This window comes from Arthrobacter sp. 24S4-2 (genome assembly GCF_005280255.1).
In the GTDB taxonomy this organism is placed as follows: Bacteria; Actinomycetota; Actinomycetes; order Actinomycetales; family Micrococcaceae; genus Arthrobacter.
Map to the genome: position 1 here is coordinate 238,756 of NZ_CP040018.1, position 24,528 is coordinate 263,283.

General features: G+C 64.5%; 27 protein-coding genes and 2 pseudogenes. 19 read left to right on the forward strand and 10 right to left on the reverse strand.

Annotation, left to right across the window (positions count from 1 at the left end):
• Positions 1-77: 77 nt before the first annotated feature.
• Positions 78-1,331 (forward strand): iron uptake transporter deferrochelatase/peroxidase subunit, encoded by a 1,254-nt coding sequence (gene efeB / locus FCN77_RS01195; protein ID WP_137324586.1) that lies wholly within the window; start codon positions 78-80, stop codon positions 1,329-1,331.
• A 7-nt stretch (positions 1,332-1,338) separates the two neighbouring features.
• Here the strand turns inward: efeB and FCN77_RS01200 are convergent, their stop codons facing one another.
• The 4 genes from FCN77_RS01200 to FCN77_RS01215 form a co-directional block, all read right to left on the reverse strand.
• A complete protein-coding gene (locus tag FCN77_RS01200) occupies positions 1,339-2,517 on the reverse strand; it encodes a fumarylacetoacetate hydrolase family protein (RefSeq protein WP_175417405.1) in 1,179 nt (392 codons plus the stop codon).
• Between the two features lie 5 nt (positions 2,518-2,522).
• Positions 2,523-3,998, reverse strand: a complete 1,476-nt coding sequence (locus FCN77_RS01205; protein WP_137320771.1) for an aldehyde dehydrogenase (NADP(+)) — start codon at positions 3,996-3,998, stop codon at positions 2,523-2,525.
• Entirely contained in the window at positions 3,995-5,341 is a 1,347-nt protein-coding gene (locus FCN77_RS01210; RefSeq protein WP_137320772.1) for an L-fuconate dehydratase, read from the reverse strand. Before FCN77_RS01210 ends, FCN77_RS01205 begins: the two co-directional genes overlap by 4 nt.
• Positions 5,342-5,475: 134 nt before the next feature.
• On the reverse strand, positions 5,476-6,204 hold the full coding sequence (locus tag FCN77_RS01215) for a GntR family transcriptional regulator (RefSeq protein WP_137320773.1): 729 nt from the start codon (positions 6,202-6,204) through the stop codon (positions 5,476-5,478).
• 385 nt (positions 6,205-6,589) lie between these two features.
• Here FCN77_RS01215 and FCN77_RS01220 point away from each other — a divergent pair.
• The 8 genes and pseudogenes from FCN77_RS01220 to FCN77_RS01250 all read left to right on the forward strand — a co-directional run bounded on the left by FCN77_RS01220 (position 6,590) and on the right by FCN77_RS01250 (position 11,516).
• Positions 6,590-7,776 (forward strand): annotated as a pseudogene (locus FCN77_RS01220) (MFS transporter).
• An 80-nt stretch (positions 7,777-7,856) separates the two neighbouring features.
• Positions 7,857-8,195, forward strand: coding sequence for a helix-turn-helix transcriptional regulator (locus tag FCN77_RS01225; protein ID WP_137320774.1), 339 nt, complete (start codon positions 7,857-7,859; stop codon positions 8,193-8,195).
• Positions 8,195-8,511: pseudogene (locus tag FCN77_RS26525) on the forward strand (SRPBCC domain-containing protein); the annotation flags it as partial. The gene FCN77_RS01225 and the pseudogene FCN77_RS26525, both read left to right, overlap by 1 nt.
• A 192-nt stretch (positions 8,512-8,703) precedes the next feature.
• Positions 8,704-9,171 carry a TIGR03086 family metal-binding protein gene (locus FCN77_RS26530; protein WP_254679076.1) on the forward strand — a complete coding sequence of 156 codons (468 nt, stop codon included), beginning with the start codon at positions 8,704-8,706 and terminating at the stop codon, positions 9,169-9,171.
• Positions 9,172-9,201: 30 nt separating this feature from the next.
• Complete coding sequence (locus FCN77_RS01235; RefSeq protein WP_137320775.1) at positions 9,202-9,684, forward strand: SRPBCC family protein; 483 nt, start codon at positions 9,202-9,204, stop codon at positions 9,682-9,684.
• Positions 9,681-10,010 carry a YciI family protein gene (locus tag FCN77_RS01240; protein WP_137320776.1) on the forward strand — a complete coding sequence of 110 codons (330 nt, stop codon included), beginning with the start codon at positions 9,681-9,683 and terminating at the stop codon, positions 10,008-10,010. Before FCN77_RS01235 ends, FCN77_RS01240 begins: the two co-directional genes overlap by 4 nt.
• A gap of 3 nt (positions 10,011-10,013) precedes the next feature.
• Complete coding sequence (locus tag FCN77_RS01245) at positions 10,014-10,247, forward strand: hypothetical protein (protein ID WP_137320777.1); 234 nt, start codon at positions 10,014-10,016, stop codon at positions 10,245-10,247.
• Positions 10,248-10,715: 468 nt separating this feature from the next.
• A complete protein-coding gene (locus FCN77_RS01250) occupies positions 10,716-11,516 on the forward strand; it encodes a hypothetical protein (RefSeq protein WP_254678795.1) in 801 nt (266 codons plus the stop codon).
• Between the two features lie 78 nt (positions 11,517-11,594).
• Here FCN77_RS01250 and FCN77_RS01255 read toward each other — a convergent pair whose 3' ends face one another.
• Genes FCN77_RS01255 through FCN77_RS01275 form a run of 6 tightly spaced genes read right to left on the reverse strand, consistent with a single transcriptional unit; the run spans position 11,595 to position 17,484 of the window.
• Positions 11,595-12,668 carry a LacI family DNA-binding transcriptional regulator gene (locus tag FCN77_RS01255; RefSeq protein ID WP_175417100.1) on the reverse strand — a complete coding sequence of 358 codons (1,074 nt, stop codon included), beginning with the start codon at positions 12,666-12,668 and terminating at the stop codon, positions 11,595-11,597.
• 10 nt (positions 12,669-12,678) lie between these two features.
• A complete protein-coding gene (locus FCN77_RS01260) occupies positions 12,679-13,563 on the reverse strand; it encodes a glycerophosphodiester phosphodiesterase family protein (protein WP_137320779.1) in 885 nt (294 codons plus the stop codon).
• A gap of 3 nt (positions 13,564-13,566) precedes the next feature.
• Complete coding sequence (locus FCN77_RS27460) at positions 13,567-14,679, reverse strand: ABC transporter permease (protein ID WP_368074302.1); 1,113 nt, start codon at positions 14,677-14,679, stop codon at positions 13,567-13,569.
• Positions 14,676-15,389 carry an ABC transporter permease subunit gene (locus FCN77_RS27465; RefSeq protein ID WP_368074303.1) on the reverse strand — a complete coding sequence of 238 codons (714 nt, stop codon included), beginning with the start codon at positions 15,387-15,389 and terminating at the stop codon, positions 14,676-14,678. Before FCN77_RS27465 ends, FCN77_RS27460 begins: the two co-directional genes overlap by 4 nt.
• Complete coding sequence (locus FCN77_RS01270; protein ID WP_137320780.1) at positions 15,386-16,417, reverse strand: ABC transporter ATP-binding protein; 1,032 nt, start codon at positions 16,415-16,417, stop codon at positions 15,386-15,388. Before FCN77_RS01270 ends, FCN77_RS27465 begins: the two co-directional genes overlap by 4 nt.
• Before the next feature lie 5 nt (positions 16,418-16,422).
• Positions 16,423-17,484: an extracellular solute-binding protein gene (locus FCN77_RS01275; RefSeq protein WP_137320781.1), complete on the reverse strand. Its 1,062-nt coding sequence runs from the start codon at positions 17,482-17,484 to the stop codon at positions 16,423-16,425.
• An 84-nt stretch (positions 17,485-17,568) separates the two neighbouring features.
• Between FCN77_RS01275 and FCN77_RS26535 the strand changes: the two genes are divergently transcribed.
• From FCN77_RS26535 to ureG, 10 genes are all read left to right on the forward strand, one after another.
• A complete protein-coding gene (locus tag FCN77_RS26535) occupies positions 17,569-17,967 on the forward strand; it encodes an MgtC/SapB family protein (RefSeq protein ID WP_254678796.1) in 399 nt (132 codons plus the stop codon).
• Positions 17,968-18,052: 85 nt separating this feature from the next.
• A complete protein-coding gene (locus tag FCN77_RS26540) occupies positions 18,053-18,211 on the forward strand; it encodes a hypothetical protein (protein ID WP_254678797.1) in 159 nt (52 codons plus the stop codon).
• A 562-nt stretch (positions 18,212-18,773) separates the two neighbouring features.
• On the forward strand, positions 18,774-19,385 hold the full coding sequence (locus FCN77_RS01285) for a DedA family protein (RefSeq protein WP_137320782.1): 612 nt from the start codon (positions 18,774-18,776) through the stop codon (positions 19,383-19,385).
• A gap of 318 nt (positions 19,386-19,703) precedes the next feature.
• A complete protein-coding gene (locus FCN77_RS01290; protein ID WP_137320783.1) occupies positions 19,704-20,006 on the forward strand; it encodes a DUF4193 domain-containing protein in 303 nt (100 codons plus the stop codon).
• Positions 20,007-20,223: 217 nt separating this feature from the next.
• On the forward strand, positions 20,224-20,526 hold the full coding sequence (locus FCN77_RS01295) for an urease subunit gamma (RefSeq protein WP_137320784.1): 303 nt from the start codon (positions 20,224-20,226) through the stop codon (positions 20,524-20,526).
• A 10-nt stretch (positions 20,527-20,536) separates the two neighbouring features.
• Entirely contained in the window at positions 20,537-20,881 is a 345-nt protein-coding gene (locus FCN77_RS01300; RefSeq protein WP_137320785.1) for an urease subunit beta, read from the forward strand.
• Entirely contained in the window at positions 20,878-22,623 is a 1,746-nt protein-coding gene (gene ureC, locus FCN77_RS01305) for an urease subunit alpha (protein WP_137320786.1), read from the forward strand. Before FCN77_RS01300 ends, ureC begins: the two co-directional genes overlap by 4 nt.
• A 9-nt stretch (positions 22,624-22,632) precedes the next feature.
• The gene (ureE, locus tag FCN77_RS01310) at positions 22,633-23,118 is read left to right on the forward strand and encodes an urease accessory protein UreE (protein WP_137320787.1); all 486 of its coding nucleotides are present in this window, start codon (positions 22,633-22,635) and stop codon (positions 23,116-23,118) included.
• A gap of 49 nt (positions 23,119-23,167) precedes the next feature.
• Positions 23,168-23,839: an urease accessory protein UreF gene (locus tag FCN77_RS01315; RefSeq protein WP_137320788.1), complete on the forward strand. Its 672-nt coding sequence runs from the start codon at positions 23,168-23,170 to the stop codon at positions 23,837-23,839.
• Positions 23,840-23,851: 12 nt separating this feature from the next.
• Positions 23,852-24,469 carry an urease accessory protein UreG gene (ureG, locus tag FCN77_RS01320; protein WP_137320789.1) on the forward strand — a complete coding sequence of 206 codons (618 nt, stop codon included), beginning with the start codon at positions 23,852-23,854 and terminating at the stop codon, positions 24,467-24,469.
• Positions 24,470-24,528: the final 59 nt, after the last annotated feature.

The following is a 24,528-nucleotide window of genomic DNA, read 5'->3' on the forward strand; positions in this document are numbered from 1 at the left end:
CCGGCTCGGCTGGCGGCGCCGCCAATGGGGGAGCGGCCAGCGATGCGGGGGCCGGGCGCGGCGTGTCCCGCCGGCGCATGCTCTCCTTCGCCGGCGTAGGAGGCGCCGGGGCGCTTGCCGGCCTGGCTGCCGGGCTGCTGGGGCGCGACGCCGTCTTCGCGGCAGTGCCTGCCGCCGAGGCGCCGGCCGATGACACTGTTCCGTTCCACGGGGAACGCCAGGCTGGAATCACGACGGCGGCGCAGGACCGCCTGCACATGGCCGCCTTCGATGTCATCACAGAGGACCGCAAGGACCTGGTCCGGCTCCTCAAGGACTGGACTGCCGCTGCGGAGGCCATGACGCAGGGCCGGGAAACCGGCGAAACCGGCGCGGCCGGCGGCTCCTACGATGCCCCGCCGCAGGACACCGGCGAGGCAATGGGCCTCAGCGCCGGAAAACTCACCGTGACCTTCGGCTTCGGTGCCAGCCTGTTCGAAAAGGACGGGAAGGCACGGTTCGGGCTCGAGGGCCGTCGCCCCGAGGCCCTGATCGACCTGCCGCATTTCCCGGGCGATGACCTGCAGGCAGGGCGCAGCGGCGGAGACATCATTGTGCAGGCATGCGCCGACGACCCCCAGGTTGCCGTGCACGCCATCCGCAACCTGGCCCGGCTGGGCTTCGGGAAGGTCCGCGTCCGCTGGTCCCAGCTGGGTTTCGGGCGCACGGCCTCCACGTCCCGGGCGCAGCAGACGCCGCGCAACCTTTTCGGCTTCAAGGACGGCACCAACAACCTCAAGGCCGAAGACACGGACCTGCTGGAAAACCACGTCTGGGCGGAGGCCGGCACCGGGCCGGGCGAAGCCTGGATGCAGGGCGGAAGCTACCTGGTGGCCCGCCGCATCCGGATGCACATCGAGATCTGGGACCGCACATCGCTGGGCGAGCAGGAAGCCCTGATCGGACGGACCAAGGCCGAGGGCGCTCCGCTGTCCGGCGGCAAGGAATTCACCGCCCCGGACTTCAATATCAAGGGGAAGGACGGCGAACCCCTGATGGGCATCGATTCGCATGTCCGTCTGGCCCATGCGGACCAGAACGGCGGCGTCAGGATGCTGCGGCGAGGGTACAACTACACGGACGGTTCCGACGGCCTGGGGCACCTCGACGCCGGCCTGTTCTTCATCGCCTTCGTCAGGGATCCGCGCACGCACTACGTGCCCATGCAGATGGCAATGGCCAAGCAGGACACGCTGGCGGTGGAGTACCTCAAGCACACCGGCTCCGCGCTGGCCGCGGTGCCGCCGGGCATCAAGCCCGGCGGCTTCATCGGCGAAGGCCTGTTCAGCTGACCGCGCCTTAGCTGAGGCCCGCCGTCGCGTGCTCCTGCGCTGCGAGGTAACGGAACAGCTGCTGCAGCCCGAAGCGCCATGGCGGCAGTTCCTCCGCAGCGCCCACTGTATTGACCAAGGCACCAAGATGGCGGCTGCGGATGGTGACCACGTCCCCCATCCTGTGGGTGAACCCCTGCCCCGGCACGTCACGGTCCTGTGTGGGCGCGAACAGCGTACCCGTGAACAGAGCGAACCCGTCCGGGTACTGGTGGTGCTTGCCGAACGTCGCCGCCACCAGCTCCTCGAACGGACGGCTGATCCGGGCGACAGTGTTCCGGCCCTCCAGCTGGTACCCGTCCGCGCCCTCCACCCGGAGTAGGATCTCTTCCTGCCGCAGGGTTTCGAGCGTGAACGCGTCGTCGAACAGCCGGATCAGGGGCCCCAGCGCGCTGGAGGCGTTGTTGTCCTTTGCCTTGCCCAGGAGCAGGGCACTTCGCCCTTCAACGTCGCGGAGGTTCACGTCGTTGCCGAGCGTGGCTCCCACAACCCTGCCCGTGGACGTGGCGATCAGCACCAGCTCCGGTTCAGGGTTGTTCCAGGAGGAGAACGATGGGATTCCGATGCCTGCGCCGAGGCCGACGGACGAGAGCACTGGCGCCTTGGTGAAGACCTCGGGGTCGGGGCCAATGCCCACCTCCAGGTACTGCGACCACAGTCCTTCGGCGATCAGCACCCTCTTGGCCTCGGCGGCCTCGGGGGAACCCGGCCGCACGTCGCCGATGCTGCCGCCGAGGGCCCTGCCCACAAGTTCACGCATTTCGCTGGCCCTGCCGGCATCTCCGCCGCAGCGCTCCTCGATGACGCGCTCAATCATGCTATCAACGAACGTCACCCCGCAGGCTTTGATGACCTGGAGGTCAACGGGCGCCAGCAGGTGCGGACGAGCCGTCTCCTGCGCCAGGGACGCACTGACGACGTCCGCGGTCTTCCAGCGCGCCGCGGTCATGGCGGAACGCACGTCCGCCGCCGGTTCCGCCCGTTCCAGCAGCTCCGAGACCGTACCGGCAAGGTGCTGCAGGTCGAACACGTCCTCGCCCTGCACGGCGACGACCCGGGGGCCGGAGGTTTCCACGTCCCAGAGGCGGCCGATGAGAACGGCGTTCGCGGCGTCTTCCGGCAGAACCGACGCGACCGAAGCCGGCAGCGCGGTCACAGCTCGCCCTCCAGCCGGCCGGCCGACGGATGCTGCCAGATGCCGTCCACCCTTTGGGGGACGTTCCACGGGTTCGCATCCTGCAGCGGCTCCGGAAGGCGCGGCGCAGGGAAGGACTGGAAGGCCACCGGCCGCAGGAACCGGCGGATGGCGGCCGTCCCCACGGAGGTGGTGCCCGACGTCGTGGCCGGGTACGGCCCGCCGTGGTGCTGGGCGTAACTGACGGTGACGCCGGTGGGCCAGCCGTTCCAAAGCAGCCGTCCGCTGATATCTGCGAGCCTGCCGGCAAGCTCGGCGACGTCGTCCTCGGGTTCCGCCTGCAGTGTGGTGGTCAGCTGGCCCTCCAGGAGCCCGGCAAGGGCAGCGAGTTCGGATTCGTCGCTGTACTGCACCACCAGGCTGGCCGGACCGAACATCTCCTGGCGGAGGGGGCCGGGATCCCGGCGAACCGCATCGGATGTCGTCAGCAGGACGGTGGGTGCCGGCGCATCGGCGAAGTCGCCGTCAACCAGTACCTGCACGCCTGCCGTGTCCCTAAGGGTGTCCACGGCCTCCCGGAACCCTTCGTGCAGGCGTACACTCAGCAGCTCGGCCGGGGCAAAGTCCGCGAGGGCCGTTTGCAGGGTGGCCCGGACCTCGTCAGTCAGACCAGCCGGAATGAACAGCACGCCGGGCTTGGTGCAGAACTGCCCCATGCCGAGGGTGAAGGAGCCGGCATAGCCGCTGAGGATCTCCTCCCGTCGGGAGGCCCAGGCGTTTCCGGTGACGAAAACGGCGTTGATCCCGCCCAGCTCGCCGAAGAACGGTATCGGCTCCGGCCGCGCGGCGGCGCGGTCGAACAATGCCCGGCCTCCCGCCGTCGAACCCGTGAACCCGATGGCCTTCACCAAGGGGTGGTCAACCAGCGCTTCTGCCGCCTGGCGGCCGGTGACCAGGGAGAAAAGGCCCGACGGCGCCCCGGCCGCCGCGAGCGCGGCGGTCACAGTTTCTGCGGTGCGGACCGCGAGTTCCCGATGGCCGTCGTGCGCCTTGTGGACGACGGCGCAGCCGGCCGCCAGCGCCGACGCGGAGTCGCCGCCCATCACGCTGAAGGCGAAGGGGAAGTTGGAGGCCCCGAAGACCCCGGCCACGCCGAGCGGGACGTTGTAGCGGCGAAGGTCCGGCCGCGGCCCCATGCCCCAGGCGGCATCCTCATGGTCGATCGTCGCGTCAAAGTGCTCGCCGCGGCGGATCTCGTCGGCGAAAAGCCGGAGCTGGAAGACGGTGCGCTTCAGCTCGCCCTGGAGGCGGGGCACGGCGAGATGGGTTTCCCCGGCCGCGGTCCCAACAAGGGCCCCGGCGTCGTCTTCCAGGCCGCCGGCTATCGCTTCAAGCCAGGCTGCCCGTGTTCCCGGACTTTCCAGGCGGGCCTTTTCGAAGGCTGCGTGGGCGGCCTCGACGGATGCGTTCAGTTCGCCTGAGGTGGTGTTCATCGGAAGGCTCCCGCGGGAGCAAGGCTGGCGCCGGTCACGGCGGCACGGTTGCCCACTTCAAGCCAACCCGCGCCGGAGGGGAATTCCCAGCGAGTCCGGGAGGCGCTGAGCATTTCGGCCCCTGTGCCCGGGCGTTCCGGGGCGGCATAGCGTCCTTCGACGATCCGGACAGGTTCGGCGAAATGTTCGTGGAGATGGTCCACATATTCGATCATGCGGCCGTCCTGGCTTCCCGTGATGGCGGCGTAATCGAAGAAGGAGAAGTGCTGTACAAGCTCGCAGAGACCCACGCCGCCGGCATGCGGGCAGACCGGGACGCCGAACTTGGCGGCGAGCAGTAGGTTGGCGATGTTCTCGTTGACCCCGCCCACCCGGGTGGAATCGAGCTGGAGGACGTCGATGGCGCCTGCCTGGAGGAGCTGCTTGAACACGATGCGGCTGGCCACGGCTTCGCCGGTAGCAACGCGCACCGGCGAGATTCCCTTCCGGATGTCCGCATGGCCCAGGATGTCATCGGTGCTGGTGGGTTCCTCAATCCAGTACGGCTTGAATTCGGCAAGCGCGTTGACCCATTCGATCGCCTCGGACACCTCCCAGCGCTGGTTGGCGTCAATCGCGATGGGAAGATCGCCCACTGCCTGCCGGGCAAGGGCCATGCGGCGGCGGTCGTCGGCGATGGCGCCGCCCACCTTGAGCTTGATCATGGAAAAGCCGTCTGCGGCCGCCTCCTTGCTTAGCCGGACCAGTTTCTCGTCGCTGTATCCCAGCCAGCCGGGCGAGGTGGTGTATGCAGGGTAGCCGTCCGCCCGGAGGGCGGCTATGCGGGCGGCCTTGCCGTCCTGGCCGGCGCGGAGGATGTCCAGTGCCTGCCGGGGGTTGAGGGCATCGCGGATGTGGGTGAAGTCCACGACGTCCACGATCTCTTCCGGGGACATTTCGCTCAGGAGCAGCCAGAGCGGCTTGTTCTCGCGGCGGGCGCGGATGTCCCAGAGGGCGCTGACCAGGGCGCCGGCCGCCATCTGGGTGACGCCCTTTTCCGGGCCGAGCCAGCGGAGCTGCGAGTCGTGGATGAGGCGTTTGGAGGCGTTACCCAGGTCGTAGATCAGTTCGTCGATGTCCCGACCCTGCAGAAGCCCCGCATAGGAGTTGATGGCCGCCGTGAGGATTTCGTTGCCGCGGCCGCAGCTGAACACAAAGCCATGGCCTTCATCACCCGCATCGGTGCGGATGACGACGTAGGCGGCGGAGTAGTCGGGGTCAACGTTGACCGCGTCGGACCCATCGAGTTCCAGGGACGTGGGAAAGCGGACGTCCTGGGTGGTGATGGAAGTGATGGAAGGCATGGATCTCTTCTCTCGAATTGAACTGGAGGGTTTGCATGATTTCCTATATGAATTTCAGTAATCATATAGGAACCGTGATCCAGATCAAGCCCCGGTCGAAAAAAGAGCCCCGGCCGTGGGGCCGGGGCTTGGGTCTAATGCACGATGTGCCGCCTGGGTTGGCCGCTGTCCTGCAGCGGCGCGAGGTCCGCGTGGCCTTCGAAGGCCTGGGCGAAACGGGCAAAGGAGTTCCGGATGTGCTCCGCCATGGCCGCTTCGGCCTGTTCCGGCTGGCAGGCCTTGATCGCCTCGCGGACCTCCGAGTGCTCCGCGACGGTAATGGCACCGTCGACGTCGGCCGGGTAGAGGCGGAAGGTGTGCAGGTGGCAGTGCGTCTGCGCAAAAGCGTGGCGGACCACGGTGTTGCCGGCGGCGGCCAGGATTGTGTCGTGGAACCGGGTGTCATGGGCCACCAGATCCTGCCGCAGGTCGCCGTCGGACTTCATGGCGCCGCGGAACGCCGCAATTTCTTTCTCAAGGGCGGCTGACGGGTTGGCCAGCCGGTCGACGGCTGCAGAGCGCGCCGCCCAGGGCTCCACCAGCAGCCGGAATTCAAAGAGGGAGCGCAGTTCGGCCAAGTCCAGCAGGGGCGTGGTGCTATAGCCCCTGCCGGGGTTGTAGACCACCAGGTTGTCGCCCTCCAGCCGCTGCAGCACCTCACGCACCGGCGTCTGGGAAACGCCCAGGCTGCGCGAAACGGCGTCGATGTTGATCCGGGTGCCGGGCGCGATTTCGCCTTCGAGGATGGAGGCGCGCATCGACGAATACACATCGCTGACGGCGGCTTTGCCTCGGGAGATATCGGAAGACTGACGTGGGGGCACGCGCTGACCTCTTAGTGCTGGTTGGGTGTGTTGTTCGGGTTGGAGTCGCTGGGGGAATCATATTCCACCGGACGTGGGGGCGCTGCTGCAGGCGATTTTTTGAGTGGGGCTTGATCTGGATCACTTTTTCTATATGATTAACCAGATTCCTATATGATTTGGCATCGATATCTTCGGTGTCTTCCCCGGCGCCATAGGCGCCTGAAGCCATGTTTACGTCGAAGGAGACCACATGACTGCGCTCGGAAGTAAAGTCGCCAGCACGTCATCCCTCAAAAATCCCCGAACCATGACCCGGAAACGCTGGGTCATTATTTGGCTGGCCTTTATCGGGCTGAGCATCAACTACCTGGACCGCTCCAGCCTCAGCGTTGCCTTGCCCTTCATGGGCAAGGACTTCGAGATGACCGCCACCCAGCAGGGACTCATCTTTGCTGCCTTCTTCTGGGCCTACGATTTCTGCCAGCTGGCGGCCGGCTGGTACGTGGACAAAGTCGGGCCGCGCAGGTCGTTCTCGCTGGCGGCGGTCTGGTGGTCCATCTTCACGATGGTTACCGCCGCCGCGACGAGCTTCTGGTCCCTGTTTGCAGCCCGCTTCCTCCTGGGGTAGGCGAAAGTCCCGCGCCCAGCACCGCAGCCAAGGTGGTGGCCACCTGGTTCCCGGTCCGTGAACGGGCGTTCGCCACCAGCATCTGGGACTCGGGTTCCCGCGTGGGGGCCGTGATCGCGCTGCCCATCGTTACCCTGATTGTGGCGCTGACCTCATGGCATGCAGTGTTCATCATCATTGGCGTCGCCGGCCTTATCTGGGCCGCCGTCTGGTGGAAGGTGTACCGGAGCCCCCAGGAGCACCCCAGCGCCAACGCCGCCGAAGTGGCTTATATCGAGGAGGGCGGTGCCCGCGGCGAAGGCAGCGACGACGCCAATGCCGCGAAGCTGCCCTGGCGCTCACTCTTCAAGTACCGCACCATCCTCAGCATGATGTTCGGCTTCTTCTGCCTGAACAGCGCCATCTACTTCTTCATTACCTTCTTCCCGAGCTACCTCGTCAAGGAACGCGGATTCGACCTGCTCAAGCTGGGTTTCTTCGGTGCCATCCCCGGTATCTGCGCGGTGCTGTGCGGCTGGCTGGGCGGGTACCTGGCCGACCGCGCAGTCCGGGCCGGGGCATCCGTCACCAAGGTCCGCAAGACCGCCATCGCCGGCGGCCTCGCAGGCGGCTCCGTCATTATGTTCGCCGCCCTCGTTCCGGAAGCCTGGATGGCCCTGGCGCTCCTGTCCGTCGCCTACTCCAGCCTCACTGTTGCGGCGACCGGCATCTGGTCACTGCCTGCCGATGTGGCGCCGAGTTCCAAGCATGTCGGCTCCATCGGCGGACTGCAGAACTTCGCCTCGAACCTGGCGGGCATCTTCACTCCGATCCTGATCGGCGTGCTGGTTGACCAGACCGGATCGTTCGTGGCCCCGCTGGCGGTCATTGGAGCCGTTTCCCTCGTGGGTGCCGCCAACTACCTGTTCGTCATGGGCAAGATTGAACCCTTGAAGGTCAACGAGCCCGCGGCGGTGGCGTAACCGCATATCGGGGCGGCGGCAACTTGCTTGGTTGCCGCCGCCCTTTTGCGTTCCGCCAGCCCTTGCTTAATGCGTTAGTGATGACTAACGTATTTTCTGTGCCCGATCTTCTGGAAGTCGCAACGGAGCCCAACAGGCGGGCGCTGCTTCGGCTCCTGGCGGAGGGCGAGAAGTCGGTCACTGAGCTGTCCGGCCACTTTCCGGTCAGCAGGTCGGCCATTTCCCAACATCTGCTGCTTCTCTCGCAAGTGGGGCTCGTAACCGCCCGGAAAGACGGCCGGAACAGGTTCTACCGCCTGGACGGCGCCGGGATGGTCCGGCTGCGTGAACAATTCGAGGCCTTCTGGACAACCGAACTGGACCTGCTGGTGGCCGATGCCGGCCGGCTGGGCCAGCAAACAACTCAAGGGAATATCTGATGACATTCAACAAGACAGTATTCATCCCGGTTGATCCGGACGCCGCCTTCGCGCTCATCACGCAGCCGGAACGGCTCCGGCGCTGGAAGGCTGTAGCCGCGAGGGTGGATCTTCGCGTGGGCGGGGACTACCGCTGGACCATCACCCCGGGCACTCGGCGATGGGAAGCTTCACCGAAATCGAGCCTGGCAAGCGCATCGTCTACACATGGGGATGGGAGGGTGACGCCGGACTGCCGCCGGGAGCGTCGACCGTCACCGTGAACCTGGAGGCTGTCGAGGGCGGAACCACGGTCCAGCTGATTCACGAGGGACTGACCGAGCAGCAGGAGGCGGCCCATGCCCAGGGCTGGAACCACTTCCTCGAGCGGCTCGTCCTGCTCGCTACCAACGGAGATGCGGGCCCCGACGAGTGGGATGCAGCCCCGGACCCCATCGATGAACTCTCCAGCGCCGAGGCCGCCCTGGCGGTTGCCCAGCGCATCCTTCGGGGACTCAAGGATTCAGACCTGGGTGCAGCGACACCCTGTGAGGACTTCACGGTTGAGGCCCTCCTGGGCCACCTCTTTGGCTCGATCGCATCAATCGGCAACGCGCTCGGCGTGACCGTCCCAGACCGGCCGGATGCCACGCCGGAGACTCGAATCGCCGACGCCGCGCAGTCCACGCTGGAGGCATTCCGCGTCCGCGGCACGGAAGGAACCCTGGACATGGGCTTCGCCGAACTGCCGGCAACCATGGTCGCCAACATCCTGAACCTGGAACTGCTGGTCCATGCCTGGGACTTCGCCAGGGCCACCGGGCAGGAGCTCACCGTGTCGCCGGTCCTGTCCGACTACGTCCTGGGCCTCGCCCGGAACACCATCAGCCCGCAGATGCGCGGCAAGAGCTTCGCCGAGGAAACGCTGGCTGACGAATCGGCAGCAAGCATGGAACGCCTGATTGCCTTCACCGGCCGGCAGGTTGCAGGACTCTAGGTCCTCGGGGCACGAGCGGAGGTGGCAGGCATGGTTGACGTAGTGACGGCGATTGAAATCAACCGACCATGCGGGGTGGTGGCAGCCTACGCCGCCAATCCGGAAAACGCTCCGGCCTGGTATTCGAACATCAAGGCCGTCAGGTGGGAATCGGATCCGGTTGTGGCCGTGGGCTCCAAAGTGGCGTTCAGGGCTCAGTTCCTCGGGAAGACCTTGGACTACATCTACGAATTCACCGAACTTGACCCCGGCAGGAAGCTGGTCATGCGCACGGCCAATGGGCCGTTCCCCATGCAGACGAGCTACACATGGGAGGAGGCCGGCGGCGATTCCACCCGGATGACCCTGCGCAACACCGGCTCGCCGGCTGGCTTCCCCGCCGTCATTAGCCTTGTGATGGCCCCTATGATGCGCCGCGCCATGCGCAACGATCTCGCGAAGCTGAAATCCCTTCTCGAAGGGGACCGGCCGCAAGCCACCCAGGAAAACACACAACGGAAGGACAAGTCATGAGCAAGTTCATTTACATCTACAAAGGACCGGCCACGCCGATGGACCAGTTCACGCCGGAGCAGTCCGCGGAACAGATGGCTGCGTGGGGCGCCTGGATGGAGAAGCTGGGCCCGGCATTGCTGGACGCCGGTTCGCCCTTCGCTGCCAGTACCTCGCTGGTGGACGACGGATCCGTAGCGGAAGCCTCCGACCTGAACGGCTACTCGATCGTGGAGGCCGAAAACCTTGATGGTGCGAAGGCCCTCGCGGACGGCCACCCGTTCCTGTCCGAAGGCGGCGGTAAGTTCAGACTCGAGATCTACGAGCTCGCCAACATGCAGATGTAGAGGTTGCTCCACCGTCGCGGAGCACGGGCACCTGCTTGGCTTTGGAGTGATTGCGGGTCCGGCCCGGCCCAAGGCCAATACATCCTGAACGAAGCGGGCGGCAGCAACGCCGTCCGTTTCGTCCTTGACCTCAATCTCACAGGCCGCATAAAGGTCCTCGACGGACTGGTCGCCAAGACCATGCCGGCCGAGGTCGCCCAGCTCCGGGAGCTGAAGGCCGTCGTCGAAGCACGCTAAGCACCGTTGGAGCCAGGGGTTCCTTTAGGGTCCGGCCTTCTATAACGTTGTATGGATGTTGCTAGCGCAAACCCATCCCCTGGGCTGCAACAGCTGGGACTGTTTCGGCACCACTGTCACGGAGGACGACGTCCTCGCCAACGCCGAATTCATGGCCGCCCACCTCGCCCCGCACGGCTGGGACACCGTCGTCGTCGATATCCAGTGGTGCGAACCTGCCGCCAAAGCGGGCGGTTACAACCCCGGCGCCGCCCTTGTTTTGGATGGGTTCGGCCGCCAGCTGCCGGCCGTGAACCGCCTTCCCTCGGCCGCGGACGGGAAGGGCTTCGGCCCGCTGGCACGGCGGATCAGGTCGCGGACACAACGTCTGTCTGCGACTGGAACACCGACAACTACGGCCTGGACCACAACCACCCGGGGGCGCAGGCATACTAGGATTCGCAGCTGGCACTGTTCGCGGAGTGGGGCGTGGACTTCGTCAAGGCGGACGACATGCTGGGGCCGTACTTCACCTCGGAAATTGCCGCCTACCAGGACGCCATCGGCAAGTCCGGCCGGGACATGGTCCTCAGCCTCTCGCCCGGACGCGTGCTGTCCCTGGCGCACCTGGAGCGACTCCGTTCCAATGCCCAGATGTGGCGTGTCTCGGACGACCTCTGGGACAACTGGGACGACGTCGAAGCCCAGTTCGCGCGCCTGGCGCGCTGGGCGCCGCACCAGCGGCCGGGGACCTGGGCGGACGCGGACATGCTGCCGCTGGGCAGGATTGCCCACCGCGCGGAACGCGGCCCGGAACGACTCACCCGCCTTACCGCTGACGAGCAGCGAACCATGATGACGCTGTGGTGCATGGCCCGCTCGCCGCTCATGCTGGGCTGCGACCTCCCGTCCTCGCCGCCTGAAACCCTGGAGCTCCTCACCAATGCGGACCTCCTGGACGTCCCCAAGGCAAGCCGCAACAACCGCGAGCTCCTCCGCGACGGGGATCTGGTGCTCTGGGCAGCCGAGAGCACGACGACGGCGGACAGGTTCGCCGCGGTGTTCAACACCGGGGGAGAGACCTTGGAAGCGGCTTTTCCCCTGGGCGATCTGGGCCTTGGCGAGAGGGCTTCGTGGGATGCCTGGTCCGCTGTGGAGGCGTGGTCCAGGGAAGACGCGCGGCCCGGGACCGCGGCCTCTGGCAGTGTTTCGCCTGCCAGCGGTTTGCCTGGCGGCGTTCTGCAGTGTGCGGTGCCACCGCACGGGGTCCGGTTCTACCGCTTCTCGTAAAAATAGGGACGGCTGGTGGCCAGCCTTCAGTAGTTGTCCCCGATGCCAAAACGGGGATGCAGCACTCTGTCCTGCGCCTTAGAGAACCCGGGTTTCGTTGATCGCTCGAGGTGCTGCCAAGCTACGGCCCGGGACGAATACTCCGGCGAAGCGCTCATGTTCAATGGTGGCCGAGCTGCGGTTCTTGATCAGCTCGGCCATTACCGCTGTGCCCCGGACCGCCACATCATGCACCGGAATTCTTAGCGTCGCGATCCCGATCTGATCGGCGCCCATCAAGATGCCGTCACACCCTGTGATGGACAGATCCTCGGGGATGCGCAGCCCCGCCGCTTTTGCGAACGGCATGAAGGAGATGGCCCGGGTGTCCGAGGGGAACATGGCTGCGGTGATCCGCCCCTCGCCTGCCAGCCGGACGATGTCCTCACAACCGTCCACTGAGGAGCCAAAGAGATCCGTGTCGAGCTGGTGGACCTCTATCCCGCGCCCGCGCAGGTGCGCTGCCATGGACAGGCCCCGGCGGTTCTCGGCAGTGGAGAGGGAGAATGCGGGAACCACCACCGCGACCGAGCGGTGACCCGCGGCAGCCACACGGTCGGCCAGGATGGCACCATTAGTGTCTTCGTCATAGGAGACTCCGTAAATGCCCGGATGCTCCTCCATCCGCCCGACAGACACCACCGGCACCGAGTCGAGGAACGGTTCGAGATCGTGAGCCTTGATAACACCTGTGGACACCATGAGGCCTCCGACCCGCAGGCCCAGGAGGCGCCGCAGGCCGGTCAACTCGTCGTCAGCACCCTGCGTTGCCGTGGGGACGACAGTGATCAGCTGAAGGCCGGCCCGGCTGGCTTCGTTCTGGATCTCGCTGTGGAGCAACCCGTATGCGGGGTTCCTGGGATCCCGCAGCAGCAGGCCCACGAGGTCCGAGCCCTTGGCGGCCAGCCCGCTGGCAATCATGTTGGGCACGTAGCCTAATTCCCGCAAGGCCCGGTTGACCTTTTCCTGCGTCTTGGGAGAAACAGAGGAATGCCCCATCAACACCCGGGATACTGTGGCCCGGGACACCTGGGCAAGCTGGGCGACGTCGTCCATCCGCACGCCCAGCGGTGATCCTCCGTTACGTCCCTTGGGGGGCCCCAGCTCAGTCACAGCCATAACTCTACTGGCTGGCCAATGCGCGGGCCGACGCGCCGTCGAGCACGGCATTTCGGTATGGAACCAGCAGCCCCGGCCAGTCGGTCTGGATGATGTCCGCTCCTAGTCCTACAAGGCGGCCCCATCCTGAATCCGGGTCTCCAAGCACGGACATCTCGTCGTCCCAGCCGCAGAACAGGGGAACCCTGTCGTTGAGGTTTATGGCGTTCACCAGGGCGAACAGCCCCCGCGAATGAAGCCATGCCACATAATCCGTGGAGGCAAACTCGTGGTCCGGGCCTTCTGCCAGGAGCTCCAAGCCAACGGTGTTGATCTCCGTATATTCCAGCACTCGCAGGACGTCTTCATGGGATCGGACCATTGGCGCGAAGGCGTACTTCACATGGTGGGCTGCCAGTAACTCCAGTGCTTCCCGGTCCACAGGGGATTTCAATACGGCCCGGCCCAGCACGTCATAGTCGTCCAGATAAGGCAGAAGCCGTTCCCAGTACCACCAGGAGCGGTCAATGTTAAAGAGGGCATGACGGTTTTGACTCAGCACCTCTTCGAGCGTTGCCACCCGATATGCCTCACTGGTCCCCGTGGAGCGCCAACGGTACTCCAGGGCTCGGATCGTCTTGCTGTCCAGCGTCCTGATGTTCTCCTGGATGCCAAGCTGCATTTCCTCGCAGCCGTCGTGGAATAGGAAGAACTCTCCATCTGTGGACTCCACGACGTCGATCTCCACCATTTCCGCACCTTGCCGCAGGGCTGCCTCCACGGCCTGCTGGGTGTTCTCGGCGATGGTGCCGAGTCCTGTGCCGCGGTGCACGGCCACGAGTGGGCGTGCACGCGCGAAGGCGGCATTGAGCGGGGCGTTCTGTTGAGCAAATCGGGGGTGTCCAAACATTTTCTATCTCTCCTGCTTGTTCCCGGTGCCGGCGGTGGCCAGTTCGGGGGGTTCGGGGGCGGCTATCTGGCTTGTCGGGGGCGGGACCGGCACTGCTGCTCGTGGCGGGGTCCGACGGCGGGACCGTTTACGGCCCGCGCCCCGTCCGTAGACGAGGCACATGGTGACGCCGGTGATGGCCATGAGGATCACGGTGTAGACGAAGGTCAGGGCGGTGGTGTCCGACAGGGTGTCATCGTTGGTGGCGTTCTTGATGACGATGCCCAGCGGCTGGTACAGGGGGTGTGCCAGGAAGACAGCCGTATCGTAGTCGTCGAGCAGGTGGTTGAAATTCAGGGCAGCCACGGCCGCCGCCGTGGGTGCGACGATCGGCAAAAGGATCCGCCGGAAGGTGGTGAAGGAACCGGCTCCTAGAATCGCTGCCGCCTCTTCCAGCTGATCCGGTACCGCGGCGAAGGCTGCCTTTAGCATCCGCAGTGTAAACGGGATCTTGCCTATCACGTACGCAATGGCGAGGATTGCCAGCGTTCCGGTTAGGACAGTGTTGCCCACCAGCCATTCGGAGTGGTCGAAGGTGACCATCAGTCCAAGCGCCACCATGGTTGAGGGCAGGATCCAGGGAATATGCAGGATGTATTCGACGGCAACTGTGACCGGGTTACGGAAATTCTGCACGAGGCGGGCGACGAATAACAGCCCGAAGACAACAACAACTGTTGCGACGGCACTGTAGCCGACGCTCACCATGAACGGCCACAGTGCCGAGTAGTCGGTGAAAACGCGGAGGTAGTTGTCCAAGGTGAAGCTGCCCGGATTCAGGCTGGCGCTCTGGATCGATGCGGCATCGGTGAAGGAGAAGATGACGATCAGGACCGGCGGGAGTGCGTAGACGGCGAAGAGAGCATATGCCACCGCGTGCACCACAACATTAGCAATCGGGTTTTCAATTTTTTGCTTCTGCATGGACGCTGGAACTTTGGACACGCTGAAGTAGGTTCCGCCTTTCTCCAGGCGGTTCATCACAGCCAGCAGCACGATAGTGGATAGGCCCAGGACGATGGCAAGGGCTGCGGCAAGATCCCGCGATGACGGAGCATTGGCGAACGACAAAATCATGGGCGTGACGGTCTGGAAGTCCTCACCCCCGAGTACCTGAGGGCGGCCAGTGCACCCAGCCCACCCAGGAAAGTCAGGATTGTGATGGCATACACCATCGGCATCAGCGTCGGCAGGACTATGCGGCCCAGCACGTTCCAACTCGAAGCGCCCATCATTCGGGCGGCTTCGATAGTCTGGAAATCCACTTTTGCCAGCGCGTTGCCGAGAAACAGAAGATGGTTTCCGGTGCAGGCAAACGTCATGACAAACACCACGGCAAACATGCCGGTGAACCAGCCGGCATTCATGCCCGGGAACACGTTCAGCAGCAGTCGGGTAACGAAACCACTGTCTCCGTAAATGAACTTATAGCCCGCCACTAACACGATGCCGCCGTAGATCAGCGTGCTGGCGTAGCCCAGCCACAGGATGCGGGCACCTTTGATGTCAAAATACTGCGTGGCCAGGACGATGAAGATCCCGACAGCGTTGACGGTTACCGAGAGCACGACCGCAAGAACGAAGCTGTTGCGCAGGGACTCCATCGCGCGCTGGGAGGATGTCAGCCGCCGGATAGCTTCGAAGGAAAACTGCCCCTCGGGCATGAAAACTGTTCCAAGAAGCCGGACGTTCGGGTAGATCAGGAAGGTTACGGAAAACCACAGCAGCACCGCGCCCACGATCAGGAACAGCGGGGAGCGAAGCAGCTGCTTCACCGAGCCGTTCACGAGGCACCCTCGTACTGAAGGACATCGGAGGGAGTAACCAGCACCCGCACTGAATCTCCTGGCTGGAAGCCCCCGGTGCCATCCTCCTGCAGGATCCCCCGGAACATTCCGCGTTCCGTCTCGACCCGGTAGCTGCTGTAGACGCCGTGATATTGGCGCGAACTGACCCGGCCCGCGAGAGCGGGCACCTTTGCCGAGGCGGCGGCAGCGGGCGTCTCGATTCTGACCTTTTCGATCCGCACATAGGCTGGCCTGGCCGGATCAAGGTGGATCCCGCCATCGCGCTTCAATGCTTCAACGGTTGCGGGAGAGAGCTTGTTGGCGTCGCCCACAAAATTACACACAAACTCGGTCGCGGACCGTGTGTACACCTCCTGAGGCGTTCCCACCTGCTCGATCCGGCCGTTGTTCATCACGGCAATGCGGTCGCTCATCGTCAGAGCCTCGTCCTGGTCATGGGTGACGTAGACGGTCGTGATACCGAACTGCTGCTGCAGATCCTTGAGCTGGGCCCGCAGTTGGTGGCGGAGCTTGGCATCGAGGTTGGACAAAGGTTCATCCAGTAACAGAATCTTGGGGCGCAGCACGAGGGCGCGGGCGATCGCAACACGCTGTTGCTGGCCGCCGGAAAGGTCCGTGACACTCTTGGCCAGCTGTTCGTCGCTGAGATTCACCTCGCGGGCGATTTCATGGACGCGCTCTGCGGTCTCGGCCTTGGAAACTCTCGCGACTTTGAGGCCGAAGGCGATGTTCTCCCATACCGACAGGGTGGGAAACAGGGCGTAGCTCTGGAAGACCATCCCGATTTCGCGGCGGTGGCTGGGGAGGTGAGTGACACGCTTGCCGCCGATACGGATGTCGCCGCGGCTGGGCTGGATGAAGCCGGCCAGCACCCGAAGCGCTGTGGACTTGCCGCAGCCCGAAGGGCCGAGGAGGGTGAAAAACTCGCCTTCTTCCACCGTGAGCTGGTACTCCGGCAGCGCAACAAAATCGCCGAAACGGATCTCTACATTCTCAAACGTGATCATTTCCACTAGCCCTTCAAGTACTCAAGCTCGATCTTTTCGACCCACTTGTCGATGTTTTTCCCGACCAAGGTCCAGTCGATGTCCTGCTTCTTGAACTCGGCGGTCTGTTCGATGGCCTGGGCATCGGCCGCAGCAGCGGCCTTGCTGTTTACAGGAGCGGTGAAGAACTGCTTGGACCACTTGGCCTGGACATCGGCGGAACCGAACCAGTCGATGAACTTCTTGGCGGTTTCGGCCTTCTTCGTGCCTTTGACCAGGCCAACCTGCTGTACGGCGAAGGGAACGCCAATGCTCGGCTTCGCCGCCTCCGTCTGGATGCCGTACTGCTTTTCACGGCTGGCCTTACCGGCGAGCCACATCTGGCCGGCGTCCACCTGGGACTTCTTCATGCGGGAGTACAGATCCTCGCCCTTGACGGCACGGTTCCCGTTGGCGAAGTAGGCCTTCACCTGATTCCATCCCTCGGCGCTGACCCCGAGCTCGCCGCTGGGGTCGGCATAGCGGCCCAGGATGCCGGCAAGCACCATCTGTGTGGTGGCACCTCCCAGGGAGGTTTGCACCTCGTACTTGCCTTTGAACTGGTCCTTGGTCCAAAGGTCGGTCCAATCCTGCGGGGCGGCAGCAGGTGTGGCGTAGGCAGCCTTGTTGTAGACGAGCATGATCGGTTCGCTCACGATCGGCCAGAACTGCTTGCCGGTCTGGTCACCCAAAGAGCCATCGACCTCGCCCGCCCAAGCCGGGGAGTAGGGCTCAAGCACGTTCTGTGCCTTGAGCTTCTCGAAATACACATTGTTCAGGCCGAACGTCACGTCAGCCACCGGGTTGTTCTTCTCCGCCGTCAGGCGGTTCATTACGTCTCCGCCGCCCAGATCGACGAAATCAAGCTTGAAGCCCGCAGCCGCGGCCTCCTTCTTGAGCCAGTCGCCACGGCCATCCGAAACCGAGTTGCTGTAAATGATGAGGGACTCGTTAGGGGAACCCGACGCTTGACCGGGGGGCGTGCAGGCTGTGGTCAGTAGGGAGCCGGCGCTGAGCAGGGCACCAAGCAGAACGATTCGACGCTTCATAGTGTCTCCAAACGGGTGGGGGCAGGGTGATCAGGGCCGCGGCAGCGACGCCGGCGACAGGGCATGATATAAATCACACACAAGATGAACGCGCTTTCATTTTTACACCGCATAGCCACGCTGGAAAGGCTAGAAGGTAAACAAGACGCCAACGATTTGCAAAATTGGCGATTTGAACGCGCTCTCATAATTGAGTCAAGGAGCAACATGCTGCCCGAGTTCCACTACCTCATCCATTTGGTCATGGCCTTCGTACTTTCCACGGCCATCGGAATCGAACGGGAGATACATCAGAAGTCGGCCGGGCTCCGTACCCACATGCTCGTAGGGGTCGGCTCGGCACTGTTCATGATCATCTCCAAGTACGGATTCAACGACATCAGCGCGGAACCCGAATTCTCCCTGGACGGTTCAAGGGTTGCGGCGCAGGTCGTCAGGCATCGGATTCCTTGGGGCCGGGCTGATCTTTGTCAGGCGCGGTAAAGATCCGGTATGCGACGGTCGCGGCATCCTCAGGGAGATCATCAAGCAAACTGCTGAACACGGCCTCGCCGTAAACAACCTCAGCATGACAGCGGACCTCTTCGGCGAAACGCACCGGGACGAAAATTGCCAGGACATACTGCTCAGGGTGACCGGATCGCCTAACGCCGTGGCGGCTGCCGTCGTAGCAATCAATCAAATCGACGGCGTCTCCAGGACCTCGTTCAGCGAAGTGGACGGCTGACGGGCTCCTGTGCGGGCGCCCTTCTGGCCAAAATGCGGAGGGTTGATCATGATGAGTTCCTGGGCTCGGTGCAGCTACTCGCGGACGCCGACAGCATCATGGTGATTAGCTGGGGAGCGGGGGCCGCTGTGGCGGAGTACGCGAGAAGTATGCGGCCCTTGCCGTGGTCAGGCCATACCAAGAGACATCCGGTACGGCAGCGATCCCTTCGAGGGTTCCAGTTTCCAGAGGTTGCCTGCCCTCCGGACAACGCGATCGGCTTCTTCTAAGCTGTGCCAATCCTCGTGCGTCAAGGCGCGGAGGCTTGCCATGGGGTATTACGTCCGACGTTACGTCATGCCCACGGATCAGGCGCGACACGGGATATCCGCATCCTCCCCCAGCCCGAATCGCGCCATGTGGGACCCTGAAGACCGGCTCGAGATCGAAAGTGTGGATTTCGATCCAGGGGGTACATGGTCCTGGCGAGGTGAATGTATCCCGCGCGCAGAAGCGCAGATAGCCTACGCCTATCAGCCAGGCAGACTGACGCCCGTCCGCCTGAACTGCCACACTGTTGCTGATGCAGGCATTCTTCGACGGACTCCTCAACGCCAGCCCGCTGCTGGTGGCCTGTGTTGTGTTCGCGCTGGTTTTCGCCGAGGACGCCCTCTTCATCGGCTTCGTCATTCCCGGCGAAACCGCGGCCGTGGTGGGCGGCGTGATCGCGGGAAAGGGCGGCATCCCGCTGGCAGCGATGATTGCGGTGGTGGTCTCCGCGGCGATCCTGGGCGACACCGTGGGCTACGAAATCGGCAAGCACCTGGGACCGCGGCTGATCTCGCGGAAGATCTTCGACCGGAAGCGCCCCCAGCTGGACAAGGCCCGGGAGTTCCTCAAAAGACGCGGCGGACCGGCCATCTTCCTGGGCCGGTTCACCGCCTTCTTCCGCGCCGTGATGCCGGCACTGGCAGGTCTCAGCGGCATGCCCTACCGGCGCTTCGCGCTTTGGAACATCACCGGCGGCGTGCTGTGGGGGAGCCTGTTCGTCACGCTCGGCTTCCTCGCCGGAGGCCTGTATGACGAGGTGGCCCGCACTGGCGGCAGCGCCGCCGCGGTGGTCGTGGCAGCAGTGGCTGTGGCGGTGCTGGTCGTCTGGCAAATCCGCCGGCGCCGGTCCCCGGCGGACCGCTGATCCCGCCTGACCACCGGGGCGCAGCGCCGCCAGGAAGTGGGCTGGACGGCGCTCCGCTCCATCCAGCGTCCGGCCAACGGGGAAACCCTGGAATCAGCGCACGTTTAACCGGTAACCGAGCTGGTGGTTAGGGATTCCACCGCCGCTCCCGCTGCCTGAACTTCCGGTGCCTGTACTTAAGTGGCAGGAATGCACTCTAAACTTGACGGGTCCTCCGCGTAACTCCGACACAGTCTGTCTTACTGGCAGGGAATAAGGGCGCAATGGTGTATGTTGCATTGCCGTCAGACAAGAACATTAGAGAAGAGAACCCCCTAAGTGGCAACTGATTACGACGAAGTACGTTCCGACGTCAAGGAATCGCAAGACAACTCCCTGGAAGCGCTCCAGTCCGCCAACGCCCCGGATGCGCGCAGCGTTGTCCGCGAGCTGGACGAGGCCGACGCGATGGACGACTCCATTGTCCCCGGCGGCGAGTTTGTGGCCGAGGAACTGGTGGTCCAGGTCATCCCGCAGGCGCAGGATGAGTTCACCTGCTACTCCTGCTTCCTGGTCCGGCACCGCTCCCAGATCGCCCGCGAAAAGAACGGCCACGCTTACTGCGTTGAATGTGAAGGCTAGGCGCACAGCAGAGTTCCCAACCCATAACTGAACGCGCCGGCGCACTGAAAATCCGGGGACGGGTCCCCGAAATCTTCCGGAAACCTGACCGGCCTACTGTGGTCACAAACCACACCCGGTTGTGCCCAGACAGGTAGAGCTCCGGCAGGTCTGGCTAAGTCCGATCCTCCGGGTCTATAAACATAGGACCGTGCCGGGCCGTTGAAGGGACTCTCTGATGCATCTGTTGCCCCGTGAGCAGGAAAAGCTCATGATCGTGGTCGCAGCCGACCTCGCCCGGCGCCGGCAGGCGCGCGGGCTGAAGCTCAACTTCCCGGAGGCCGTTGCGGTCATCAGCTACGAACTGATCGAGGGCGCCAGGGACGGCCGCACCGTGGCCGAGCTTATGAGTTACGGCACTACCCTGCTCAGCCGTGACGACGTGATGGAAGGCGTCCCGGAAATGATCCACGACGTCCAGATCGAGGCCACCTTCCCGGATGGCACCAAGCTCGTCACCGTCCACAATCCCATCCGGTAGGAGAGCCCCTATGATTCCTGGAGAGTATGTCCTCGGCTCAGCGCCGGTGGTGGTCAACGCCGGGCGCGAGGCGATCGAGGTCGTCGTCGTCAACACCGGCGACCGGCCCGTGCAGGTGGGCTCGCACTACCATTTCGCTGAAGCGAACGGTGCCCTCGAGTTTGACCGCACGGCGGCGTACGGCCGCCGGCTGGATATCCCGGCGGGAACCGCGGCCCGGTTCGAGCCGGGTGACAGCAAGACCGTCCGGCTGATCGAGGTGGCCGGCAGCCGCGAGGTCTACGGCCTGAGCAACGCGGTTAACGGGCCCCTGGCGCCGGCGCCGGCACAGTCAGCCGAAGGGGGAGCGCAGTGAGCTTCGAACTGACCCGTAGGCAGTACGCGGACCTGTACGGCCCGACGACGGGCGACTCCATCCGCCTGGCGGACACCGAACTGTTCCTGGAAATCGAAAAGGACCTCACCGTGTACGGCGAGGAAGTGGTGTTCGGTGGCGGCAAAGTGATCCGCGACGGTATGGGCCAGAACGGCCAGGTGACGCGGGACGGGAACGTCCAAGGCGGAGCCATCCCGGACACCGTGATCACCAATGCCGTCATCCTGGACTACACCGGAATCTACAAAGCCGACGTCGCGCTCCGGGACGGCCACATCTTCAAGATCGGCAAGGCCGGCAACCCGCAGATCACCGACGGTGTGGACATCGTCATCGGCGCCAGCACCGAGATCATCGCCGGGGAACGGAAGATCCTCACCGCCGGCGGCGTGGACACGCACATCCACTTCATCTCCCCGGACCAGGTGCCCACCGCCCTCACCAGCGGCGTAACCACCATGGTGGGCGGCGGCACGGGACCGGCCGAAGGAACCAAGGCCACCACGGTGACCCCCGGCAAATGGCACATCCAGCGGATGCTGCAGGCCACCGAGGGGATGCCCATCAACATCGGACTGTTCGGCAAGGGCCACGCGTCCGCCGTCGAACCGCTGGCCGAACAGATCCGGGCCGGCGCCATCGGGCTCAAGGTCCACGAGGACTGGGGATCCACCACCTCCTCGATCGACAACTCACTGAAAGTTGCCGACGAATACGACGTCCAGGTGGCCATCCACACCGACACCCTCAACGAGTGCGGCTTCGTCGAGGACACCATCCGGGCCATCGCCGGCCGGGTCATCCACACCTTCCACACCGAGGGCGCCGGCGGCGGCCACGCCCCGGACATCATCAAGATCGCCGGGCTGCCCAACGTGCTGCCCGCCTCAACCAACCCCACGCTGCCGTACACGCGCAACACCATCGAAGAGCATCTGGACATGCTCATGGTGTGCCACCACCTCAATCCGGACATCCCGGAAGACGTGGCGTTCGCCGATTCCCGCATCCGCGCCGAAACCATCGCCGCCGAGGACGTCCTGCAGGACATGGGCATCTTCGCCATCACCTCCTCCGACTCCCAGGCCATGGGCCGCGTAGGTGAGGTGATCACCCGCACCTGGCAGGTGGCGGACAAGATGAAGAAGCAGCGCGGCGTGCTGAAAGACCCTGCCGGGGGCAGCCATGGTTCCGAAGACAGCGACAACTTCCGCCTGAAACGGTACGTGGCGAAATACACCATCAATGCGGCCATCGCGCAGGGCATGGCCGACTCCATCGGGTCTGTTGAAGAGGGCAAGTTCGCGGACCTGGTGCTCTGGGACCCGGCATTCTTCGGCGTGAAGCCGGAGCTGGTGCTCAAGGGCGGGCAGATCGCCTACGCGCTGATGGGCGATGCCAACGCCTCCATCCCCACCCCGCAGCCGCGCACCATGCGGCCGATGTTCGCCGCGTTCGGCAAGGCAGTGCAGCAGTCCTCCATCACGTTCCTGTCCCAGGCCGCCATCGACGCCGGAGTGCCCGAAGAGCTGGGCCTGCAGAAGGTCATCCGGCCCGTGTCGGGGATCCGTACGCTGTCCAAGGCGGACCTCAAGTACAACGACGCCACGCCGGACATCCAGGTGGACCCGGAAACGTACAAGGTGACGGTGGACGGCGAGGACGTCACCTGCGAACCGGCTGACGTGCTGCCCATGGCGCAGCGCTACTTCCTCTTCTAGGAGCCCCACGTGATCATCGAAGAAGTCCTCGGCAACCTGCACGATCTCCCTGACTCCGAGGCCGGGGCGTACGCCGGGCTGCACAAGGAGAAGGTGGTGCTGCCCAGCGCCCAGCTGGTGAAGCGCATCCAGCGCGTCACCACGGACCAAGGCAAGGAGCTCGGCATCCGGCTGCCGTCCGGTTCCGGGGACCTGCGCGACGGCGACATCCTGCACGTGGCCGGCGCCAACATGATCGTGGTGTCCGTGCTCCCCACCGACGTCCTGGTGGTGGCGCCGCGGACCATCCACGAAATGGGGGTGGCGGCGCACTCGCTCGGCAACCGGCACCTGCAGGCCCAGTTCTTCGACGCTTCCTCCGAGTACGCTGCAGAAGTCATGGTTTGCCAGTACGACCACACAGTAGAGGACTATCTCAAACACGTCGGAGTGCCTTACGACCGCCAGGAACGCGTGATGCCCGTCCCCTTCCGCCATGCCGAACACTCGCACTAGTCCGTACCTCCGCGCGTCAGGTTTCGTCCCAGCGGCCTTGGGGTTGGAGATGAGCGCGTCGTACCAGCTCGCCCTGCAGCAGTTGACGGATTCGGCTTTGCCTACCGGGGCGTTTGCTCACTCGCTCGGGTTTGAGACCTATATTGAGCGCGGGCTGGTTCATGATGGGGCGTCCTTTGGGGTGTGGCTGTCCGCGTTTGTGGGCCAGCAGCTGAGCTATTCCGACGGGCTGGCCATCCGCTTCCTTTACGAGGGTGTCCCCGTTGCGGACCTCGATGTCCTGCTGACGGCTCAGCTCCTGCCGCGGCAGCTGCGGGAGGCGAGCATCAAGATGGGAAACCGCCTCCTTGAGATCGGGAGCGAAGTGTTCCCGTCCCCGCCGCTGGCGGCGTACCGGGACCTGGTGACCGCGGGCCGGGCCGCCGGCCATCAGCCGCTGGCGTTCGCCGTGGTCGCCCGTTCCTTGGGGGTTCCGCTCACGGAAGCGCTCGCCGCCTACCTTTTCGCGGCGGTCACGTCGCTGACCCAGAACGCGGTGCGGGCCATCCCGCTGGGGCAGAACGCCGGCCAGCGGATTCTGCGGAAAGCGCACGACGACGTCGCTGCCGCGGCCGGGCGGATCGCCCGCCTCACGCCGGACGACTTCGGGGCAGTCAGCCCCGGGCTGGAAATTTCGCAAATGCGGCACGAGCGTCAGCGTGCCCGCATGTTCATGAGCTAGCAGGAGGACAGAATGTCTGAACCCATCAAGATCGGCATCGGCGGACCGGTTGGCGCCGGCAAGACCCAGCTGGTGGAGCGGCTTACCCGCCATATGAGCCGCGAGATCTCCATGGCTGCCATCACCAACGACATTTACACCATCGAGGACGCCAAGATCCTGGCCGCCAACGGTATCCTCCCCGAGGACCGGATCATCGGAGTCGAAACCGGCGGCTGCCCGCACACGGCCATCCGCGAAGACACCTCCATGAACACCGCGGCCATCGAGGAGCTCAAGAAGCGCCACCCGGACCTGCAGGTCATTTTCGTGGAGTCCGGCGGCGACAACCTCTCCGCCACGTTCAGCCCCGAGCTGGTCGATTTCTCGATCTACATCATCGACGTGGCGCAGGGGGAGAAAATCCCGCGCAAGGCCGGGCAGGGCATGATCAAGTCCGACCTCTTCATCATCAACAAGACCGACCTCGCCCCGCACGTCGGCGCCGACCTGTCAGTTATGGAACGGGACTCGCGCGAGTTCAGGGGCACCAAGCCGTTCTGCTTCACCAACCTCAAAACCGACGAAGGCCTCGAGGCAGTCATCGAATGGATGCGGCGCGACGTCCTGATGCTCGACCTGGCGACATGAGCACGATCCCGCTGGCAGAGCCTTCCGGCGACGTCGCCGGACCCAGCCCCGCCGCCCGG

Excerpts from the sequence above, each read along its gene's own strand:
- efeB (WP_137324586.1), top strand. The coding sequence starts at position 78 with ATGCTCTCCTTCGCCGGCGTAGGAGGCGCCGGGGCGCTTGCCGGCCTG.
- FCN77_RS01205 (WP_137320771.1), bottom strand. The coding sequence starts at position 3,998 with ATGAACACCACCTCAGGCGAACTGAACGCATCCGTCGAGGCCGCCCAC.
- FCN77_RS01210 (WP_137320772.1), bottom strand. The coding sequence starts at position 5,341 with ATGCCTTCCATCACTTCCATCACCACCCAGGACGTCCGCTTTCCCACG.
- FCN77_RS01225 (WP_137320774.1), top strand. The coding sequence starts at position 7,857 with ATGACTAACGTATTTTCTGTGCCCGATCTTCTGGAAGTCGCAACGGAG.
- FCN77_RS01235 (WP_137320775.1), top strand. The coding sequence starts at position 9,202 with ATGGTTGACGTAGTGACGGCGATTGAAATCAACCGACCATGCGGGGTG.
- FCN77_RS01240 (WP_137320776.1), top strand. The coding sequence starts at position 9,681 with ATGAGCAAGTTCATTTACATCTACAAAGGACCGGCCACGCCGATGGAC.
- FCN77_RS01260 (WP_137320779.1), bottom strand. The coding sequence starts at position 13,563 with ATGTTTGGACACCCCCGATTTGCTCAACAGAACGCCCCGCTCAATGCC.
- FCN77_RS27460 (WP_368074302.1), bottom strand. The coding sequence starts at position 14,679 with ATGATTTTGTCGTTCGCCAATGCTCCGTCATCGCGGGATCTTGCCGCA.
- FCN77_RS01270 (WP_137320780.1), bottom strand. The coding sequence starts at position 16,417 with ATGATCACGTTTGAGAATGTAGAGATCCGTTTCGGCGATTTTGTTGCG.
- FCN77_RS01275 (WP_137320781.1), bottom strand. The coding sequence starts at position 17,484 with ATGAAGCGTCGAATCGTTCTGCTTGGTGCCCTGCTCAGCGCCGGCTCC.
- FCN77_RS26535 (WP_254678796.1), top strand. The coding sequence starts at position 17,569 with ATGAACGCGCTTTCATTTTTACACCGCATAGCCACGCTGGAAAGGCTA.
- FCN77_RS26540 (WP_254678797.1), top strand. The coding sequence starts at position 18,053 with ATGACAGCGGACCTCTTCGGCGAAACGCACCGGGACGAAAATTGCCAG.
- FCN77_RS01285 (WP_137320782.1), top strand. The coding sequence starts at position 18,774 with ATGCAGGCATTCTTCGACGGACTCCTCAACGCCAGCCCGCTGCTGGTG.
- FCN77_RS01295 (WP_137320784.1), top strand. The coding sequence starts at position 20,224 with ATGCATCTGTTGCCCCGTGAGCAGGAAAAGCTCATGATCGTGGTCGCA.
- FCN77_RS01300 (WP_137320785.1), top strand. The coding sequence starts at position 20,537 with ATGATTCCTGGAGAGTATGTCCTCGGCTCAGCGCCGGTGGTGGTCAAC.
- FCN77_RS01315 (WP_137320788.1), top strand. The coding sequence starts at position 23,168 with ATGAGCGCGTCGTACCAGCTCGCCCTGCAGCAGTTGACGGATTCGGCT.
- ureG (WP_137320789.1), top strand. The coding sequence starts at position 23,852 with ATGTCTGAACCCATCAAGATCGGCATCGGCGGACCGGTTGGCGCCGGC.